Below are 20870 nucleotides of genomic sequence, written 5' to 3' on the forward strand. Positions count from 1 at the left end.
GTCTTGATCCTGATTTTGCCAAATTTGACTGGAGATCGATGATGGGCATCAAGTTCTGGGCGGGGGCTTGTTTCATGACTTGCTTCTGTTTCCTGGGCTCGGCCGGCGCGCAAGAGCCGACGCCCACGCGCTGCGCGCCTGCGTCCAACGTCGCGGTGGGACACCACGAGCCGGGCACGACCGCTGATGGAGCGTCCCCCGATCGGGCGCGCCAGCCCGGCTGCACCGAGACGCGCTCCGCCATCACCGATGCGGACAAGGCGCTCGGCATCGCGCTGCTCGGTTGCGCCATCGCATTCGGAAGCCATGTCGCCCGCCGCCGCTCGACCAAGGTGGTGCTGTCGTGATGGATCGGCCGGACGAGGCGCCGCGCTGGCGCTGCGTGCTGATCGGCGGGGAGACGCTGCTGATCGAATGCGCGACGATATTGGAAGAGCGCGGCCACGAGATCGTCGCGATCGTCAGCCGTAACGCGGATATCCGCGGCTGGGCGGCCGGGCGCTCCGTGCCGGTGCTGGAATCTTCCGGCGCGCTGATGCAGGCGGAGCTGCCATCGTTCGACTATCTGTTCAGCATCGCCAATCTCGCGATCCTCCCGCCCGAGATGCTGGCGCTGCCGCGTCTGGCGGCGATCAACTTCCATGACGGCCCGCTGCCGGAGTGGGGAGGCGTCAACACCCCCGTCTGGGCGTTGCTCGACGGCGAGCGGCAGCATGGGGTGACCTGGCACCTGATGTCGAGCGAGGTCGATCAGGGCGATATCCTCACCACGGGGACCATCGAGCTGGACGAGACGGATACGGCCTTCTCCGCCAACACCAAATGCTTCGCCGCCGCGGTCGAGAGCTTCGCTGTGCTGCTGGACGGGCTGGCGGACGGCACGCTCCGTCCCCGGCCCCAGGTGGAGATTTTGGGGCGGTATCGCGGGCGTGCGGATCGCCCGTCCCGCGCCGCGACGATCGACTGGCGTGCGCCCGCGGAAGAGATCGTCCGGCTCGTTCGCGCGCTCGATCATGGCGGCCATGCCAATCCGCTGGGCATGGCCAAGTTCGGCATGGGCGGCGTTCTCCATCTGGTGCGCAGGGCGCGTATCGACGGCGTGGTTTCGGGCGCCGAGCCGGGCACGGTCATCGATGCCGGAGAAGGCCGCCTCACTGTGGCGAGCGGGACGGCCGGCGTGGTGATCGAGCGGATCACCACGCTCGACAGCCAGCCGGCGGACCTCGCCGCCATGGCCGGAAGGCGCATGGATGCGATGACGGACGAGCAGGCGCGTCTGATCGATGAGCTGGATGCCGCGGTGGCGCGGCACGAGCGCTGGTGGCGCCGCCGTCTGGCCACGCGCAGTCCCTATCTCCTCCCGCAGATCGATCGCGCGGCCCGTGCTGCCGGCGGGGCCTTCCGATCTGTCGATCTCGCGCTGCCGGTGGTGGACGACGCGGAGCCGGTGATGGCGGCGCTCACGGCCTATCTCGCCCGCCTTGCGGACAAGGGCGAGTTCGATCTGGGCTTCATCGATCCGGTGTTCGCCGCGCGGTTCGAGGGCGCCGAGGACTGGTTCGCGCGTCAGGTGCCGCTCGCCGTCCGGCTGGACTTCGACAAGGGGCTGGCTGCGCTGGGCGAGATGCTGGCGGAGCAGATTTGCCAGCTCCACCGCCATATCGGCCACGCCGCCGATCTGGCCGCGCGTTGCCCGGAGCTGGCGGGGCAGGGAGAGGTGCTGCCGGTTGCGATCGTGCTGGTCGATCGCCTGGAAGAGGCCGAGGCGCTGCCCGGCTCGGAACTCACCATCGCGGTGCGCGGCGACGGCGGCGCGACCCGCTGGATTCACGACGAGGCGCTGCTCGACCGCGCTTCCATCCGCGCGATGCAGCAGGGCTTCGAGGCCTTGCTCGCCGCCGCGCTGGCGGCGCCGGACCGGCCGCTCGCCGAGCTTCCGGTGATGGGTGACGCCCTGCTCGAGATGATGGTCGAAAGCTGGAACGGCACCGCCGCCGCGTGGCGCGAGGATGCCTGCATCCATCGGCTCTTCACCGAGCAGGCGGCGCGGACGCCGGATCGCCCCGCCGTCACATGCCGGGACAGGACGCTCAGCTATGCCGAGCTGGATGCGCGCTCGAACCAGCTGGCGCGGCATCTCGCGACGCTGGGCGTCGGGCCGGACGTGCTGGTCGGCCTCCATCTGGAACGCTCGGTCGAGATGCTGGTGGCGCTGGTCGCGATCCACAAGGCGGGTGGTGCCTATGTTTCGCTCGACCCGGATTATCCGGCCGACCGGATCGCCCTGATGGTCGAGGATGCCGGCGCGCCGGTGATCCTGAGCCAATCGGATATCGTGCAGGAGCTGCCGGCCACTCCCGCCCATATCGTCTGCATCGATCGGGACGCGCTGCTCATCGCGCGGCAATCGGCCGAGCCGGTGGATGGCGGCGCGCAGCCTCATCATCTGGCCTATGTCATCTACACCTCGGGTTCGACGGGCCGGCCCAAGGGGGTGATGGTCGAGCATCGCAACGTCGCCAATTTCTTCGCGGGCATGGACGCGAAGATCGAGCCGGAGGGCGTCTGGCTCTCGGTCACCAGCCTGAGCTTCGACATCTCCGTGCTCGAACTGTGCTGGACGCTGGCGCACGGCTTTCACATCGTCATCGCGACCGAGGAGAAAGTGGCGTTCGATCGCACGCGCCGGCGGGACGGAGAGGTCGAGGGCTCCGGTGAAACGCTCGCCGGGCTGATGGTGCGTCACCGCGTGACCCATCTGCAATGCACACCCTCCATGGCGCAGATGCTGGTGGCGGACGAAGCTGCCCGTCCGGGGCTGGCGGGGCTCCGGCGGATGATGGTGGGCGGCGAGGCCTTCCCCCCGGCGCTGGCGCGCGAGCTGCGCAGGCTGGTCGGCGGCACGGTGATGAACATGTACGGGCCGACCGAGACGACGATCTGGTCCACCGTGCACGAGCTGGATGGCGCCGACGCCAGCGTGCCGCTCGGCCAGCCGCTCGCCAACCAGCAGGTCTATATCCTCGACAGCCGCCAGCAACCGCTGCCGCCGGGCATTCCCGGCGAGCTGGTGATCGGCGGCCGGGGCGTGGTGCGCGGCTATCTTCATCGGCCGGAGCTGACGGCCGAGCGCTTCATCGCGCATCCCTTCCGCGCGGGCGAGCGGGCCTATCGCACCGGCGATCTCGCGCGGCGGCTGGCCGATGGAACGCTCGAATTTCTCGGGCGGCTCGATCATCAGGTGAAGATCCGGGGCTACCGCATCGAACTGGGCGAGATCGAGGTGGCGCTGGCGGATTTCCCCGGCGTGGAGCAGGCGGTGGTCGTCGCGCGCGAGGATCGGCCGGGCGACGTGCGGCTGGTTGGCTATTACACGGGCGCGGTCTCCCTCCCGACGGAGCTGCGGGCGTATCTTCAGGCCCGGTTGCCGGACTTCATGGTGCCGGCCCATCTGGTGCCGCTGGCGACGCTGCCCAGGACGCCCAACGGCAAGATCGCGCGCAACGCCCTGCCGCAGCCGATGGCGGAACTCATCGCCACGCCCGGCGAGGCCTTCGCCGAACCCGCCGAGGGCGTGGAAGCGCAGGTCGCCGCCATCTGGCGCGAGGTTCTGAAGCTGCCGCGTGTCGGCAAGCGCGACAATTTCTTCGATCTCGGCGGGCACTCGCTGCTCGCCGTGCAGGTCCATCGGCGGCTTCGGGCCAGCTTCGCCCAGCCGCTTTCGATCACCGATGTCTTCCGCTTCCCCACCATCGAGGCGTTGAGCGCGCATCTGGGCGGAGCGGATCATGACGATGAGGCCGTCCGACAGGGAGAGGCGCGTGCCGCCAGCCGGCGCGCGGCGCTCCAGCGCAGAAGGGGGATGAACCTCCAGATCGGGGCCGGCGAGGGGAGTTGAGAGTATGCAGCATTTCGGCAGCGGCTTCGGCCAGGACCCTTCGGAGCCGTGGGGCGATACGGCGGTGGCGATCGTCGGCATGGCGTGCCGCTTCGCCGGCGCGCGCTCGATCGACGATTATTGGGCGAACCTGTGCGGCGGGGTCACCTCCATCATCCGCTATTCGGACGAGGAACTGATCGCCGCCGGCGTCGATCCCGCGCTGCTGGCCGACCCGCGCTATGTGAAGGCGGGCGCCCCGCTGGCCGACATGGAATGCTTCGACGCCACGCTGTTCGGCCTCAGCCCGCGCGACGCGGCGCTGATGGACCCGCAGCATCGGCATTTCCTCGAATGCGCGTGGGAAGCGCTGGAGAATGCCGGCCACTCGCCCGAACGCTTCGCCGGCGCCATCGGCGTCTTCGCGGGCTCGGGCCACAATGGCTATATGGCGGCCAATCTGCTCGGCGATCCCGCGCTGCGACGCGAAGTCGGCCCCTTCCAGCTCCAGCATGCGGGCAACGACAAGGATTTCCTGACGACGCGGGTCTCCTATCTGCTGAACCTTCGGGGGCCGAGCATCAACATCCAGACCGCCTGCTCCACCTCGCTGGTGGCGACGCACATGGCGATCCAGAGCCTGCTCAGCAACGAATGCGACATGGCGCTGGCGGGCGGCGTCTCGATCGGCGTTCCGCACCGGCAGGGCTATATGGTCGAGGAGGGCGGCATCCTTTCCCCCGATGGCGATTGCCGGCCGTTCGACGCGGCGTCGAAGGGCACTGTGATCGGCAGCGGCGCCGGGATCATCGTCCTGCGCCGGCTGCGCGACGCTATGGAGAGCGGCGATCATATCTATGCCGTGATCCGGGGCACCGCGATCAACAACGACGGCTCCGGCAAGGTCAGCTATCACGCCCCCAGCGTTGATGGGCAGGCCCATGCCATCACGGAAGCGCTCAGCATCGCCGACGTGGACGCCGGTACGGTCGGCTATGTCGAGGCGCACGGCACGGGCACGCCGGTGGGCGACTCCATCGAGATCGCCGCGCTGACTCAGGCCTTCCGCAAGGACAGTGCGGAGATCGGCTATTGCGGCCTCGGATCGGTGAAGGCGAACATCGGCCATGCCGATACGGCGGCCGGTGTCGCCAGCCTCATCAAGGTGGCGCTGTCGCTCCACCATGCGCAGTTGTCGCCTTCGCGGAACTTCACCAAGGCCGATCCCGCGTCGGGGCTGGCGGAGAGCCCGTTCGTGATCGGCCATACGCTCCGGCCGTGGGCGCGTCTTGGGGCGCAGCCGCTCCGCGCGGGCGTCAACTCGCTGGGAGTGGGGGGCACCAACGCGCACGCCGTGCTGGAGGAGGCCCCCCGCCGCGCGCCGGGCGACCCGAGCCGGTCGCATCAACTGCTCATCCTCTCGGCGCTCTCGGCAGACGTGCTCGATGCCAACATGGCGGCGCTCGCCGAGCATCTCGCGGCGCACCCCGGCCTCAACCTCGCGGATGTCGCCTACACGATGAGCGTCGGGCGGCAGGCGCTGGGCCGGCGGCGGGTGGTGGTGGCCGAAAACGCGACGGAGGCAGCCGCCGCGCTGGCCGATCCGGCGTCGCCCAAGCTGTTCTCCGCGGACGCGCTGGCGGACCGCGGGGTGGCCTTCCTGTTCCATGGGGCGGGGAGCCATTACGTCGCGATGGGGGCGGGCCTCTATCGCAGCGAGCCGCTGTTCCGGTCGACGATCAACGATTGCATCGATCGAATGAAGCGCATCGCCGGCATCGATCTGCGTCCGGTATTGCTGCCGCCGACTGACGGGCGGGATTTTGCCCGCGACATGCTGGAACGGCCGAGTGTCGCGTTGCCGGCACTGTTCGCGGTGCAGGTGGCGCTTGGGCGGCTGCTGATGTCCTGGGGCGCACGGCCGGCCGGCATGATCGGCCGGGACGTGGGCGAATATGCGGCGGCGCATCTGGCCGGGGTGTTCGGTCTCGAGGATGCCTTGCGCATCGTCCATCTGCGCGGAGAATTGTCCGAAAGAGGAAGCGCCGCCCCGGACGAGTTCCATGCGATGCTGCGCACCGTGCCGATGCAGGCGCCGGCCTTGCCCTTCGTTTCGAGCCTCACCGGCAACTGGATCACACCCGCCGAGGCGGTGAGCGCCGGTTACTGGGCTCGCCATCTGGAGGAAGCGGGGCGGTTCGACGAGGGCCTGGCACGCTTGCGGGAGGCGCCCGATCAGGTGCTGCTGGAGGTAGGGCCGGGGCGTGCCGCCGCGGATGCCATCGCCCCCCTGCGCACGCTCCGCCAGCCCGAGGAAGAGGCCGCCGACACGGCCTTCCTGCTCGGCACGCTGGGGCGGCTCTGGGCGCTGGGGGTGGAGGTCAACTGGGGTCGCTACTGGATCGACGAAAAGCGTCTCCGCCTGCCGTTGCCGACCTATCGGTTCGAGCGGCAGCGCCATTGGATCGAGCCCGCTGTGCAACCGGTACGGGCCGAGGATGGATCGGCGGACAAGCGCGCCGACATGGCCGACTGGTTCTATGAGCCGCACTGGCGGCGCACGGCGCTCCCTGCGGCGCAGGCCAGCACGGCGGCCGCCCTGATCTTCGAGGATGCCTTGGGCATCGGCGCCGCCATCGCCCGGCATCTGCGCGCGGCGGGGCGGGCGGCGATTCTGGTGCGCCCCGGCCGTCACTATCGTCACGAGGCCGCCGATCGCTTCACCATCGATCCGCGCAAGCCGGGTGACTATGCCGCATTGCTGAAGGCGCTGGCGGCGAGGGGGCGGCTGCCCGGCCAGATCTATCATCTCTGGCTGACGACCGGCTTCTGGCGAGGTTGGCGGGCATCCGACGGCGAGCAGATCCAGAGGCGGGGCTTCGACAGCCTGCGTTTCCTGACACAGGCGCTTGCCGCCCATGAGTTCGCGGCGCCCGTGCAGATCGCTCTGGTGTCGGACGGCGTCCAGCGTGTCTGCGACGAAGCCGTGCTGTCGCCGGCCAAGGCGACCGTGCTGGGGCCATGCCGCGTCATCCGGCAGGAATATCCTCATCTTCATGTGCGCAGCATCGATCTGGCCGTCCAGCAATGGAGCGATGCGGGCCGGTCGCGGATCGCGGATGCACTGATCGCGGAGCTGGCATCCCCCGATGTGGCGGAGGCGATCGCCTATCGCGTAGGGGAGCGCTGGACGCAGGGCTTCCAGCCCGCACCGCGCGGAACCGGCGGGACAAGCCGGCTTCGGCCCCGCGGCGTCTATCTGATCACCGGCGGTATGGGAGGACCCGGACTCGCGCTCGCTCGCCATCTCGCCGAGACGCAGCGCGCACGGCTGGCGCTGATCGGGCGCACCGCCGTTCCGCCGCGTGAAAGCTGGGAGGCGGAGCTTGCCCGCCTGTCCGCGGATGATCCGCCGGGCCGTCGCCTCCGCGACCTGCTCGCGATCGAGGAGGCTGGCGGCGAAGTGCTGGCCATCGCCGCTGACATGGCCGATGTGGGCGCCATGCGCCGCGCGATCCGGCAGGTGCGGGCGTGCTTCGGGGCCATCGATGGCGTCTTCCACGCTGCGGGTCTGGTCGATGACGATCCGGTCTCGTTCGGACATGCGGAGGTCGCGCGAACCGTCCGGATGCCATCGGTGCTGGAAGAGGCGCTCGGCGCCGCACAGCCGGATTTCCTTGCCCTCTTCTCCTCGGTCAGCGCGATTGCGGGGGCGGTGGGGCAGGCCGATCAGGCCGCCGCCGGCGCCTTTCTCGATGCCTATGCGCAGGCGCGCCGCGCCGATGAGCGGACGCGTGTCGTCTCGATCGGCTGGAGCCCGTGGGAGACGGTCGCGGAGGGCTCGAGCGGAATGCTGCCGGAGCAAGGCTTCCGCGCGCTGGAGAGAATCCTGAGCGGACCGGATGCCGCGCATGTGATCGTCTCGCCCCGGCCGCTGGAGGCGGAAATCGAGCGGATGAGGGCGACGCATCAGCCGTCTGTCCCGTCCGGACGAAGCCTGCCGGAAGGCAGCGCCGCCGCCCTGCCGGCGACAGAGGCGGAGCGCCTGATCGCCGGTCTGTGGACCGAGATGCTCGGCATCGAGCCTGTGTTGCGGACGGACAGCTTCTTCGATCTGGGCGGGCGCTCGTCGCAGGCCGTGCAGTTGGCCAGCCGCCTGCGCGAGTTGACCGGCCGGACGCTGCCGCTGTCCGCCCTGTTCGAGAATCCCACCGTCCAGCGACTCGCGGCGATCCTCGATCCGAACAGCGCGCCCTTGGCGCACGAGGCCATCACCGCTCCTGCGGCCGCCGGACTTGTCACCATCCGGGCTGGTGGCGACCGCCCGCCGCTGTTCCTCGTGCATGACGGCCTCGGCGAGACGCTGCTCTATCGCGGCCTCGCGCTGCGGCTGCACGCCGGCCACGCCGTCTATGGCATCGAGCCGAAGCGGCGGCCGGACGGAGGCTTCGCACACACCCGCGTTGACGAGATGGCCGCCGATTATGTCGGACGCATCCAGAAGCTGCGTCCGCACGGGCCTTATCTGCTGGCGGGGCTGTGCGCCGGCGGCGTTCTCGCGCTGGAGATGGCGCGCCGGCTTCAGGACAAGGGCGAGACGGTGGCGTTCGTCGGCATCATGGATGCGGCGGACGTCGATGCTGGCAAGCGTCGCCTCTATGCCACGCGATCACGGCTGGAGCGGGTGAGGGAGCTGCTCTCGAATGCGGGTGGGCTGGGCGTGATCCCGGCGCTGCTTCGCAAGGTCTGCAACTATTGCGTCTGGCAGGTGCGTTCGCGGCTGGAACGGCGGCAACGCCTCCAGCTCGTCGACGATATGCGCGGCGCGGAGACGGGGGCAGCCGGCCTGTCCTTCATGCAACTCTACGAGCTGGCGCATGAGGCGCATCGGCCGCAGGGCCTGTTCGCGGGTGGCGATGTGGCGCTGTTCCGGGCGACCAGCGGTGATGGCACGCCGGAAGACATCCCCTTCGCCGAAATCTACACCGACTGCATCCTCGGCTGGGGCAAGCGCGTGGCGGATGAGGTGGAGCTGGTCCCGGTTCCCGGCGGCCATGTGAGCCTGCTTCAGGAGCCCCATGTGGAGACGCTGGCCCGCCTTCTCCAGCAGCGACTCGATGACAGTCTGGCGCGCTGGGCACCGGGCGACGGCGCGGGGCCGGGCAGGGGACGCCCGGCCTCGGCGATCATCCGGCCCTCGCTCGTCCCAGCGGAGATGTTGCGATGATCCAGACCGATCCGCCGCTCCCGACGATGCTCGCCATCATCGTGAACTATCGGACGGGGCCGCTCGTGGTCGAATGCCTCGCCAGTCTGGAAAACGAGGTCCGCGAGATGTCGGGCCTGCGGGTGGTGGTGGTCGACAATGCCTCGGGTGACGATTCGGTCCCGCTGATCGACTCGGCGATCCGGATGGAGGGCTGGGGCGATTGGGCGGAACTGGTCGCCTCGCCGGTCAATGGCGGCTTCGCCAGCGGCAATAACCACGCGATCCGGCGTGCGCTGGCGGGTCGCAATCCGCCCGATCTCGTCTGGCTCGTGAACCCGGATACGGTCGTCCGCCATGGTGCGGCACGGGTGCTTGCCACCTTCATGCGCGATCATCCGGAGGCCGGGATCGCCGGCAGCGCGCTCCAGTCCGCGGACGGCACGCCATGGCCCTATGCCTTCCGTTTCCCGACCATTCTCGGTGAGACAGAGCGCGGAGCGCGATTCGGCCTCGTCTCGCGGCTTCTGTCGTCGCACGCGATCGGCCGCACCATGGGGCGGGAGGCGGCGCAGGTGGACTGGGTATCCGGCGCCAGCATGGTCATCCGCCGCGCGGTGTTCGACGATGCCGGGCTGATGGATGAAGGCTATTTCCTCTATTACGAGGAGACCGACTTCTGCCTTCAGGCGCGGCGGGCCGGCTGGGAATGCTGGTACGTTCCCCAGGCGGTGGTGTTGCACATCTCCGGCCAGAGCACGGGCGTGACCGCCGAAACCACGGAGCCGAGGCGCATTCCGCGCTACTGGTTCGAGTCGCGCCGCCGCTATTTCCTGAAGAACCACGGGCGCGCCTATGCCATCGCGGCCGATCTCGGTTGGGCGGGGATGCATATGCTGTGGCAAATGCGGCGGCTGGCGATGCTCCGCCGGAACCCCGATCCGCCCCAAATGCTGGGGGATTTCCTGCGCAATTCGGCGCTGTTCCGCGCCTGAGCCTTCAATAGGCCGAGCGCTGGAAGAGGACGATCACCACCGTCCGCGCCAATATATAGAGATCGAACAGCAGCGAACAGTGCTCGACATAATAGAGATCGTGCTGGAGGCGCTGGATCAGCATCTCCTCCGACGTCGTCTCGCCGCGCCAGCCGCAGACCTGCGCCCAGCCGGTCAGCCCCGGCTTCACATTGTGGCGCGTGGCGTAGGAGGCGCGGATCTCCGCGAAGAGCTTGCCGCCGGCGCGGGTGGAGGCAGCGTGCGGACGCGGGCCGACCAGCGACATCGCGCCCGACAGCACGTTGAAGAGCTGCGGCAGCTCGTCGATGCTCGTCCGGCGCAGGAAAGCGCCCACCCGCGTCACGCGCGGATCGCAGCGTGTCGTCTGCACCATGTCGCCGCCCTTGTGGCATCGATCGGCATACATGGTGCGGAATTTGAGGATCGGGAAAGGCTGGCAGTTATAGCCCTCCCGCATCTGCCGGAAGAGGACGGGGCCGGGCGAATCGAGCTTGATCGCGATCGCCGCCGCCAGCAGCACGGGGGAGAGCAGGATCACCGCGATCAGCGACAGCACCCGGTCCTCCACCGCCTTCACGAACAGCTTCCAGCCGGACAGCGGCGTTTCCAGAAGCGTCAGGACGGGCAGCCCGCCGAGCAGGATCATCGGCCGCCCGCCCCAGGCATAGGCGGCCCATTCAGGCGCGAGGCGGATTTCGACCGGCGTCGTCCCCAGCGCTTCCATGATCGACTGGAGGCGGGATTCGGCCGCCCACGGCATGGCGATGATCACCTTGTCGATCAGGCCGGCGCGGATCGAGCGCATCAGCTCGGGCATTCCGCCGAGATGGGCGAGGGGCAGCGCCTCCTGCGCGGCGCGTAGCTGCGCCCGGTCGTCGAAGAAGCCGACGAGCGAGACGGCCAGCATGTCGTGGCTCATGACATAGCGGGCGAGATCGACCGCCTGCTTGCCCGTGCCGAAAATCGCGGTGCGCTTGTTGAAGATGCCCGCCCGGCGCAGGTGCGCCAGCACCGACAGCAGGGCGAGGCGCGCGCAGACGACCGCCCCGGCCCCCAGTCCGCAGCCGACCAGGATCGCGCGGCGATGATCCCCGGCGGCGGGTCCGGTCGCGAGGTCGAAGGCGAGCAGGAAGAGCGTCGTGGCGGTCGCGGCGCTCATCAGAGGCGACCAGCAGCGCCGTCGCGACAGGATGGCGTCATGCTGATAGGCGCCGCTGATCTCGCCCAGCACGATGAAGAATGCCGCGCCGAACACGGCCATGCGGAACGCTTCGCGTGCATGGCCCGCGATCTGCGCATCCATCTGCCAGTGGATCAGCACCCAGCCGGCCAGGATGATCGCCAGCCCGTCCAGCACCCGCGTGACGAACGATGCCAGCATGAGCGGCAATCGTGTCCGGTGGCGCGAGAGGAAACCGGCGTGGATCTGCGGCGCCGCCTCGATGGCGAGCCTGTGCCCGGCCCGATCAGAAGGCGGGATTTCGTCCGCTTCCGATCGGTCCAGCACATCGGGCGCGGCAGACGGGGAGTCCATCGCGGGACACTCTCAATGGGCCACGAGTTCGGGCGTCCGCTCCGTCTCGTCGTGCCAGAGCATCCCCTGCTTGATCACATAAGCGATCATGTGGACCCGATTGCGGGTGCGCGTCTTCAGGCGGACATTCTCGACATGCCGCTCGACCGTGCAGCGCGCGATCTGCAATTCCTTGGCGACCTCCACCGCGGACAGCCCCCGCGCGACAAGATGGACGACCGCCAGTTCACGACTGGTGAGATGAAAATCAGTGCTGTGCATCGTTTGCCCCCATGGGAACGATTCGTTCCCGAAACTGTTGCAAAACATCATCCCGACAAGGGATTCGCCCCGGCGCTACGCACGACCGCTACCCTGGAGCACAGGTAAATCCTTCTCGCAGCGCGAAATTTCAGCGCCTCAACAGAGAAAGGTGCCCTACTGACAAGCCAAACTAAGCACGACGCAGATGCGAAAGGAAAGTCCTTCGTTCCGGCACCTGTGCCATTTTGGCCAGGCTTGGAGGGGGTAGTCCCAACGGGCATTTCGAGGGGATGGGAGGGTAGAGTCGCGATCCGGATGGGAAGTGTAAAACTCTCCGACATCCGGTGAAAACTGTCCCGAAAAGGCGACAGGGAGAAGGATATGGTCGATTGGCCGATGATAACCGGCATGATAGGGAGAAATTGTCAGCGCGATCGAGTGCGATCGACTGAATGGGTATCCTGTCGCGTCATGCGTGTAGTGTAGCTTTAGGCCGAGGGTCCTGTCTGGACGGAGGGGCCGATGCCCGACGAGCATGATTTTACGAACGACTGGCTCACGCCGCGGGAAACCGAGGTGCTTCGACTCGTGTCGAGCGGGCTTTCGGCGAAGGAAATCGGAAGAATGCTCGAGATCGCCCCGAGAACGGTCGATCGGCACATCGATCATATCCGCCTGAAGACGCGCACCAAGAACCGATCCCACATGATCGCCTTCGCCCTTTCCAACGGCATTCTGCCTTAGCGAGGCGAAGCCGGGCGATCGGCAGGAGGGGGATTCCCCTCAGGGCTCGTACTTCGTCTCCACCCGTGATCCGCCCGAGAGCGTCTTGTGGACGGGGCAGCGGTTGGCGATGTCGAGCAGCTTCGCTTCCTGCTCGGCGTCGAGATGGCCTTCGAACGAGATAGTGCGCGTGAACAGGTCCGCCGGGGTCGCGCCCTCGATCTTCTCGTGCTCGACGCGCGTGCGGACATGCTCCAGCGGGAAGCCCTTGTGGTCGGCGACCAGCTTCACGGTCATCGACGTGCAGGCGGCGAGGCCGGCGCTCAGCAGATCATAGGGGTTGGGGCCGCTGCCCATGCCGCCGAGACTCTCCGGCTCGTCGGCGATGATGGTGAGCGGGCCGACGCGCACCGAGAGCTGGAACTTGCCGGCGCCCGTGGTCCGCGCGTCCGCGCCCGAGACGACCGCCTCGGCCGGCGCATCGGCCTGGATTGGCGGGAGGTAACGCGCCGCCCAGGCGGCGATCACGCCGGCGGCGAAGTCCGCGTCGCTGCGCCGGGTGAGCAGATGGTCGGCATCGTCGAGCGAGATGAAGCTCTTGGGGTGCTTCGCAGCGCCGAAGATCTGCTGCGCATTCTCGATGCCCACCGTCTCGTCGAGCGGGGCATGGAGGACAAGCAGAGGGCGGCCCAGCTCGGCGATGCAGCCGGGCAGGTCGAACTGGCGCAACTGCTCCAGAAAACCGAGCCCCACGGAGAAGGGGCGCCCGGCAAGCCGGACGTCGGCCTGCTGCTCCCGCTCGATCTTGTCGATCTGCTCGGGGCCGAACTGGTGCAGTACATGCCGGAGATGCCCCGGCGCGCCGATGGTGGCGACGGCCTTCACGGTGGGAAGCTCATTCGCGGCGGCCAGCACCGCGGCGCCCCCCATGCTGTGGCCGATCAGGAGCGCCGGAGCCTTGCCCTCGGCGGCCATTGCGTCCGCCGCCGTGATGAGGTCGCGAACGTCGGCAGCGAAGTCCGCGAACTGCCCGCCGCTGGCGCCGAGACCGGCGAAGTCGAACCGCAGCACGCCGATGCCCCTCTGGGCGAGCGCGCGGGTGATCCGCGTGGCCGCGATATTGTCCTTCCCGCAGGTGAAGCAGTGGGCGAAGATCGCCCATCCGACCGGCGTCGTCTCCGGTGCTTCCAGCCGGCCTGACAGGCGATAGCCCGATGCGCTGTCGAAATCGAAGCTGCGCGTGCTCACCGATGCGTCTCCCGGCTCTGGACCTCGCGGCTCCTATCGCCGGAACGAGGGGCGGGCGCAATTCATTGCAGCATCAGCGCGCCGATCTGCTTGCGGAGCCGCGCCTTGGCGGCCTCGGAAAGCTCGCCCCGGATGCCACGCCGCTCGGCTGGGATATGCGCCTGCGCGCGGTCGAACACGACATGGTCGAACAGCGCGCGCCATGCCTCGCGCTGGCTCTCGGGCAGATCTCCGATCGCGAGGCTCGCATGAACGAGCGCGTCGATGGGCGCGAGGCCGGGCTGGGCCTTGGGCGTCGCCTCCCACCAATAGTTCGCGAGCATGCTGAAGGCATCGAGCGAGCGGACGTGATGCCACCACATGTACGGGATGAAGATCGCGTCGCCGGGGCCGAGTTCGGCGGTCTCCGCCTGCTCCAGCGCGGCGGCGAAACGGGGGAAGCGCGTCAGGTCCGGCGCCTCGGGATCGGCGAGGCTGACGGGCGCGCCGTTGGGGGTGAACTCGAACGGGCCGATATAGAGATTGGGCGCCTGCTCCGGCGGGAAGAGGGTGAAGCGCCGCCGGCCTGCCACCACGACGGCAATATTCTCCATCAGGTCATGATGGGTGGCGACGACGATTCGGTTGCCGATCCAGAGGCGGGGCGCCATCGCCGGATCGACCAGATCGAGTCGGTTCTCGGCGGCGAAGGCCGGCACCGCCTCGCGGCTGGCCAGAGACTGCACGGCGAGCGCGGGCGGCGCCTCTTCGTTTGCGACGGCTGCGAGCCGGGCGAGGAGTGTCCGCAGCGTGCCCCGCTCGCGCGTGAAGTTGAGGCCGCTCATGTCGGCGTTGTAGAAGATGCGACCGCCGAACTCCGGCGCGCCGACGACCATCTCGCAAGCCGCGCTGCCGCCGAGCCGATCGACATAGGCCGGGACGCCGCCCGCCTCGTTGGCGGCGCGCACCGCCGGCCAATCCGCTGCGATCCCGCGCAGCACCGCAGGCCTTGCGGAGGGCAGGATCTTCTCGCGAAAGCGCTCCCGGTCGATGCCGTCGATCTCGCGTATCGGGCGCATGGCGTCTCCTGTGGCGGCCGCCGTCAGGCCGCCTCCCGGCCCGCGATCCAGCTCCGCTTCACCTGCCAGTCCTTGTCGACCAGCACGAGGTCCGCCGACAAGCCCGGCGCGATCGTGCCGGTCCGCTCCGAGAGGCCGAGGAACGCGGCCGGCGTGGACGACGCCATCGCCACCGCGCGGCGCAGGTCCACGCCGGTCTCGGCGATCATGTTGCGCACCGCCGCGTTCATGGTGAGGGTCGAGCCGGCAAGCGTGCCCGCCGCATCGACCAGCCGGTCGCCGTCGCGCCGGATGTGGCGGCCTTGCAGGATGAAATGATCCTCCTGGGTGCCGGTCAACGCCATCGCGTCGGTGACGAGCATCAGCCGCTCATGCCCCTTGGCCTTCAAGGCGATGCGGATGACGGCCGGGTGGACATGGTGCCCATCGACGATCAGCCCGGCGGTGACGCCGTCATCTTCCAGCGCCGCCCCGGTCATCCCCGGCGCTCGGTTCACCAGCGGCGACATCGCGTTGAAGAGATGGGTGAAGCCGGTCAGCCCCTCGCCGATGGCGCGGCGGACGGTGTCGTAATCCGCCTCGCTATGCCCGGCCGCGACGACCACGCCCGCCTCGGCCAAAGCGGCGACATCGCCCGGCTCGACGCATTCGGGCGCGAGCGTCACCAGCGTGCGGCCATGCCTCGCGGACGAGAGCAGGCGGATCGCCTCGCGGTCGATCTTGCGCAGGCGCGCGGCGTCGTGGATGCCGCGCCGCGCGAAGCTCAGGAACGGCCCCTCGATATGGATGCCGAGCACGCCCGGCACGCCCTGCTCGATCGCGGCGTCCACGGCAGCGATGCCGGCTTCCACCACCGAGAGGTCGTCGCTGATGAGCGTCGGCAGCATCCCCGTCGTGCCGTAGCGGCGGTGCGCGGCCGCCATGGTGGCGATGGTCTCGACGGTGGGCGCGTCGTTGAACAGCACGCCGCCGCCGCCGTTCACCTGCGTGTCGATGAAGCCCGGCAGCAGCATGTCGCCGCCGCAATCGACGATCGTGGCGCCCTCCGGCGGCTCGGACGAGACGGAGCGGATGCGCCCGTCCGCGATCGTGACGGCGAGGTCGTCGCGCAGGCCCTGAGGCAGCAGCACGCGGGCGTTGACGAGAGCGATCTCCATCACAGCGTCTCGGTCACCTTGGCGAGATGCGGCGGGCGATCCGGATCGCGCCCCCGCGCGACCGCGAGGAGATTGGCGAAGCGATAGAAGCTCTCGACCAGCAGGATCGGCTGGATCAGCGGATCGGCATCGAGCGCGGGGAGGGCAAGGCCCGGCGTCCCCTCGGGCAGGCCCGCCGTCAGCAGTGCGGCGTCGCGTGCGCTGAACTCGGTCGCCAGCGCGGTGACACTCTCCAGCGACTCGTCCTTCTGGCCGAGCAGCAGCACCGGGAAGCCATGCTCCACCAGCGCCATTGGCCCGTGGCGGACCTCGGCGGCGCTGAACGCCTCGGCATGGAGGCCGCAGGTTTCCTTGATCTTGAGCGCCGCCTCCTGCGCGATGCCGAAGCCATGGCCGCGACCCACGACATAGAAGCTCGCGGCCTCCTTCAGCACCGGCAGCGCCGCCGACCAGTCGAGCGTCCATGCTTCGTCGAGCGCGTCGGGAAGCGCCTCCAGCGCAGCCGTCAGCGAAGGATCACCCGTCCATTCCGCGACGAGGTGCAACAGCGCCGACAGGGAGGCCACGAAGGACTTGGTGGCCGCGACGCTCTTCTCTTGCCCTGCACAGAGCGGCAGGAAAACATCGGCTGTAGCGGCGAGCGGAGAGGCCTCGTCATTCACCAGCGCGATCACAAGCGCGCCCTGCGCCTTGGCGGCCTCGGCGGCAGCGACCAGATCGGGGCTGCGGCCGGACTGCGAGAGCGCGATCATCACCGCCCCTTGCATCGCCGGGGCCGCATCATAGACCGACGCCACCGAAGGCGAGGACGAGCCGGTCAGCACGCCGGCATGGGTCTCGATCAGGTAGCGGCCGAAGGTGGCGGCATTGTCCGAACTGCCGCGCGCCAGCGTCGCCACCACGGTGGGCCTGTCCGCGCGCAACCGCTCGCCCAGCGCCTTCATCGCAGGCCGGTTGCGCTCGATCTGGCGGCGGACGACGGCTCCGGCCTCGCCAGCTTCCTGATGCATCAATGTCGCTTCGGCGCGCGCCGCGAGGGGGTCGGACAACTCGATACTCCGGTGGTCTGAGGCGTTCACTTAGGGCGCGGCCTGGAGTTCGGCCACGAAGTCATAGGAATCGCCCCGATAGTAGGATCGCGTGAATTCCACGGTACGGCCGTCGGCGGCGAAGCCCCGCCGTTCGATCAGCAGCCCGGCCGAGCCCTCCGGGATATGCAGGAGGGCGGCCTGTTCGGCGGTGAACAGCACGGCGCGCAGGCGTTGCAGCACGCGCACCGGCCGCGCCGTTCCCAATGCGGCATAAAGCGAGGTGCCCACCGCATCGGGCGAGGGCAGCGAGGTGGCCGGCACCGTCGTATATTCGAGCGCCATCGACACATCATCGGCGAAGCGGATGCGCGAGAAGCGATAGACCGCGCTGCCGGGACTGAGCCCCAGCGCCATCGCCTCTTCGGGGCTCACCACGCCTTCGGAGCGGCTGAGCCATTCGCTCGACGGGCGGCGGCCGCGGCTCTCCATGTCCTCGGTGAAGGAGGAGATGGTCGCGAAATTCTTCTCGACCCGGGTGGCGACGAAGGTGCCAGCGCCTTGCCGGCGGGTGAGGAGCCTGGCATCGACCAGCCCGTCCAGCGCCTTGCGCACCGTGACGCGCGACACGCCATAGGCATCGGCCAGATCGCGCTCGGGGGGCAGCGCCTCGTCGGGCTGGAGCACCTGCCGCTCGATCGCATCGCGCAGCACGCGCTGAAGCTGGAGATAGAGCGGCGCGCTGTCGCCCCCCTTCAGCATTCCCACCCGCTCCACGAACATGCCTTGCTCCCGCCTAGTTTCGTTTTCATGCATTACGTTAGATACCAATACAATACCGAATTTCTAAAAAGTTCGAATTGGAATCATTTTTGGTATTGCAATCTCGTGACGATGGTCTCCTTATTACGTCGAACGCTCGCGATCGAAGCAAATTCTGACGTGGGCCAGGGCGGCATCGTGGGGGCGTGGTCGTGAATTGGCCTTGTCTCCATCGGCAAGAAGGGGAGACGAACATGGTCAGGGGAACCAAAGCTCTTTGGACGGTATCGGCGAGCTTGCTCGCGCTCGCAACGGCCATGCCGTCTGCTGCCGCGGACAATGCGGATTCCGCCGCGGCGGCTCCTGCCGCGGATAGCGCGACGCCCGGCAGCGAAGAGATCGTCGTCACCGGCCTGCGCGCATCGATCGAGGCTTCGCTTATCCAGAAAAAGAAGTCGGACATGGTGTCCGAAGTCATCACCGCGCAGGATATCGGCAAGTTCCCGGACAAGAACGTCGCCGACTCGCTCGGCCGCCTGACCGGCGTGAACGTGGTGACGGGCTCGGCCAATGCCGGCGGCTTCGGCGAGAACCAGTCGGTCTCGATCCGCGGCACCGATCCCAACCTCAACCTCACGCTGCTCGATGGGCATAGCGTCGCCACCGGCGACTGGTTCGTGCTCGACCAGCAGAACGGCGGGCGCAGCTTCAACTTCTCGATGTTCCCCTCGGAAATCGTCGGCCAGCTCGAGGTCTACAAGAGCGCCGAGGCGGACCTTCCCGAAGGCGCCATCGGCGGCACGATCAACGTCCACAGCCGGATGCCGCTCGATCTGCCGGCGGGTTCGATCCATCTCTCCGGGCAGGGCGCCTATAACGACCTCGCGGCCAAGTGGGAGCCGCAATTCTCCGGTGTCGCGAGCTGGAAGAACAAGGACGAGACGTTCGGCGTCCTCGTCTCCGGCTTCTACGAGAAGCGCGCCTTCCGCCGCGACGGTCAGGAGTTCCTTGGTTACCAGACGGTCGATAATTTCGCCGACACCGGCCAGACGGTGCTGGCGCCCACGCTGATCGGCAACGCCTATTTCACGCAGCAGCGCGTCCGCAAGGGCGGCGACATCGCCGTGCAGTGGAAGCCGACCGACAATCTGGAGCTGACCGCCACCGGCCTCTACACCCGGATGGATGCGAACAATACCAATGTGAACTCGATGGCGTGGACATCACGCCTGCTTGGCCAGAATTCCAGCGCCGGCCTCGACGACATCAGCAAGGACGAGGGCAACGCGCTCACCGATTATACGATCAAGAATATCGGCGGCCAGAATGTGCTGACCGGCGCCACCTGGGCGAATACGGCCACCAACGGCGCGCCCGTCTATGGTAAGGTGCAGGACGACATCTTCCGCACGGCCTACAGCTCCACCTGGGTCGCCAATTTCGACGCCAAGTGGCGGCCGACCGACGCGCTGACGCTCGACGGCGAGATCGGCTACACCAAGGGCAAGGGCGCCACCTCCGACACCGAGGCGTGGGAAACCTACTGGCGAACGGGCATGAGCTATGCGTTCGATGGCAAGCACGCCAATCTGAGCTTCCCGGATCTGCCGAGCGACAACAGCTCGGCCGCCTATCTCGACAATTTCTACAACTGGAGCTGGGGCGGCAAGATCGTCTCCCCCGACAGGGAGTTCTACGCCAAGGCCGATGCCGAATATGCCATCGACAATGGCTGGCTGAAATCGATCAAGGTCGGCGGGCGCTACACCGATCACAAGCGCTCGCTCATCTATGATGCCTATCAGTGGGCCGGCAACGGGCTTTTCTCGGGCACGAACACCATCGGCCTCGGTTCGGTCTACGATGGCGACATGACGCCCGGAGACTATTCGGACGGCATCGCCGGCGCGCCACCCTATGCGCTCGCCAACCGCGACAAGGTGCTGGAGCTGCTGTCGCAGAATGGCGGCCGGGTGTTCGGCTTCTACCCGCCGCAGAGCTTCTCGGTGAAGGAGAAGGACGCCGCCGTCTACGCGATGGCCAAGGTCGGCAACGATCGGGACTGGCGCGGCAATATCGGCGTGCGCGCGGTCCACACCGATCTCGCCACGACGCAATATTCGCCGAACGCCGAGACGCTCGACGTCCATTCGATCTTCGGTGACTACGGCACCGTGCGCGACGGCAGCAAATATTGGGACGTGCTGCCGAGCGCCAACCTCACCTACAACATCAACGAGAAGCTGCTGGTGCGCGGCGCCGCCGCCAAGGTGATGTCGCGGCCGGGTTATGCGCAGCTTGCCGGCGCCTTCTCGCTCGACGACCTCGGGCTGACCGGCACGGCGGGCGGCAACCCGCATCTGAAGCCCTATCGCGCCTGGCAGTTCAACCTCGCGGCGGAATGGTATTACGCCCCGCAGGCGCTGTTCTCGATCGGTCTCTTCGATCTCGACATCAAGAGCTACATCACCAGCCAGACCACCACGCAGTTCTACAAGACGCAGCAGCATCCGGACGGCGCGAACTTCCTCGTCACCGCGCCGGTGAACGGCGGCGGCGGCACCAACAAGGGCGTCGAGGTGAACTGGCAGCAGCCGATCGCCTGGGGCTTCGGCATCATCGCCAACTACACCTATTCGGACGCGAAGAAGAAGAAGAGCGCGGTCGTCGCCTCCGACGGCTTCAGCCGCGTGATCGACGGCAACTCCAAGCACACCTACAACGTCACCGGCTATTTCGAGGACAAGTGGGTGTCGGCGCGGCTGGCCTACAGCTTCCGCTCCAAGTTCCGCTCGGGCATCGATCGCTCGACGCCGATGTGGCAGGACGATTTCGGCCAGCTCGACGGATCGGTGCTGATCCACGTCACCAAGCAGGTCGACCTGAGCTTCGATGCGCAGAACATCACCAACTCGAAGCTCTATTATTTCGTCGGCAACAAGGCGGTGCCGCGCGCCTATTACGATAATGGCCGCACCTTCTATGCTGGCGCCCGGCTGAACTTCTGAGGCAGGATCG

The 20870-nt window shown here is 68.0% G+C and carries 13 protein-coding genes; 6 read left to right on the forward strand and 7 right to left on the reverse strand.

The window, feature by feature from the left end; genetic code table 11:
- The first annotated feature begins 38 nt into the window (after positions 1-38).
- The 4 genes from ST3T6A_RS0107620 to ST3T6A_RS0107635 are packed head-to-tail and all read left to right on the forward strand — an operon-like array spanning position 39 to position 10078.
- Positions 39-347: a hypothetical protein gene (locus tag ST3T6A_RS0107620; RefSeq protein ID WP_157602575.1), complete on the forward strand. Its 309-nt coding sequence runs from the start codon at positions 39-41 to the stop codon at positions 345-347.
- Positions 347-3898: an amino acid adenylation domain-containing protein gene (locus tag ST3T6A_RS0107625; protein ID WP_019832321.1), complete on the forward strand. Its 3552-nt coding sequence runs from the start codon at positions 347-349 to the stop codon at positions 3896-3898. Before ST3T6A_RS0107620 ends, ST3T6A_RS0107625 begins: the two co-directional genes overlap by 1 nt.
- Before the next feature lie 4 nt (positions 3899-3902).
- Positions 3903-9104, forward strand: coding sequence for a type I polyketide synthase (locus ST3T6A_RS19630; protein ID WP_019832322.1), 5202 nt, complete (start codon positions 3903-3905; stop codon positions 9102-9104).
- Positions 9101-10078, forward strand: a complete 978-nt coding sequence (locus ST3T6A_RS0107635; RefSeq protein WP_019832323.1) for a glycosyltransferase family 2 protein — start codon at positions 9101-9103, stop codon at positions 10076-10078. The genes ST3T6A_RS19630 and ST3T6A_RS0107635 overlap by 4 nt, the downstream gene beginning before the upstream one ends.
- A gap of 4 nt (positions 10079-10082) precedes the next feature.
- Here ST3T6A_RS0107635 and ST3T6A_RS19635 read toward each other — a convergent pair whose 3' ends face one another.
- The gene (locus ST3T6A_RS19635; protein WP_019832324.1) at positions 10083-11633 is read right to left on the reverse strand and encodes an undecaprenyl-phosphate glucose phosphotransferase; all 1551 of its coding nucleotides are present in this window, start codon (positions 11631-11633) and stop codon (positions 10083-10085) included.
- Between the two features lie 12 nt (positions 11634-11645).
- The gene (locus ST3T6A_RS0107645; protein ID WP_019832325.1) at positions 11646-11894 is read right to left on the reverse strand and encodes a response regulator transcription factor; all 249 of its coding nucleotides are present in this window, start codon (positions 11892-11894) and stop codon (positions 11646-11648) included.
- 504 nt (positions 11895-12398) lie between these two features.
- Here ST3T6A_RS0107645 and ST3T6A_RS0107650 point away from each other — a divergent pair.
- Positions 12399-12620 (forward strand): response regulator transcription factor, encoded by a 222-nt coding sequence (locus tag ST3T6A_RS0107650; RefSeq protein WP_019832326.1) that lies wholly within the window; start codon positions 12399-12401, stop codon positions 12618-12620.
- A 39-nt stretch (positions 12621-12659) separates the two neighbouring features.
- Here the strand turns inward: ST3T6A_RS0107650 and ST3T6A_RS0107655 are convergent, their stop codons facing one another.
- The 5 genes from ST3T6A_RS0107655 to ST3T6A_RS0107675 all read right to left on the reverse strand — a co-directional run bounded on the left by ST3T6A_RS0107655 (position 12660) and on the right by ST3T6A_RS0107675 (position 17873).
- The gene (locus tag ST3T6A_RS0107655) at positions 12660-13847 is read right to left on the reverse strand and encodes a bifunctional alpha/beta hydrolase/OsmC family protein (protein WP_019832327.1); all 1188 of its coding nucleotides are present in this window, start codon (positions 13845-13847) and stop codon (positions 12660-12662) included.
- 62 nt (positions 13848-13909) lie between these two features.
- A complete protein-coding gene (locus ST3T6A_RS0107660; protein WP_019832328.1) occupies positions 13910-14905 on the reverse strand; it encodes a cupin-like domain-containing protein in 996 nt (331 codons plus the stop codon).
- Positions 14906-14928: 23 nt separating this feature from the next.
- Positions 14929-16062: an N-acetylglucosamine-6-phosphate deacetylase gene (gene nagA, locus ST3T6A_RS0107665; protein ID WP_019832329.1), complete on the reverse strand. Its 1134-nt coding sequence runs from the start codon at positions 16060-16062 to the stop codon at positions 14929-14931.
- A complete protein-coding gene (locus ST3T6A_RS0107670; protein ID WP_019832330.1) occupies positions 16062-17111 on the reverse strand; it encodes an SIS domain-containing protein in 1050 nt (349 codons plus the stop codon). The genes nagA and ST3T6A_RS0107670 overlap by 1 nt, the downstream gene beginning before the upstream one ends.
- Before the next feature lie 30 nt (positions 17112-17141).
- Complete coding sequence (locus ST3T6A_RS0107675; RefSeq protein ID WP_019832331.1) at positions 17142-17873, reverse strand: GntR family transcriptional regulator; 732 nt, start codon at positions 17871-17873, stop codon at positions 17142-17144.
- A 296-nt stretch (positions 17874-18169) separates the two neighbouring features.
- Here ST3T6A_RS0107675 and ST3T6A_RS0107680 point away from each other — a divergent pair, with 296 nt between their 5' ends.
- Positions 18170-20860 (forward strand): TonB-dependent receptor, encoded by a 2691-nt coding sequence (locus ST3T6A_RS0107680; RefSeq protein ID WP_162140517.1) that lies wholly within the window; start codon positions 18170-18172, stop codon positions 20858-20860.
- Positions 20861-20870: the final 10 nt, after the last annotated feature.

Source organism: Sphingomonas sp. PR090111-T3T-6A, assembly GCF_000383095.1.
Lineage (GTDB): Bacteria > Pseudomonadota > Alphaproteobacteria > Sphingomonadales > Sphingomonadaceae > Solisphingomonas.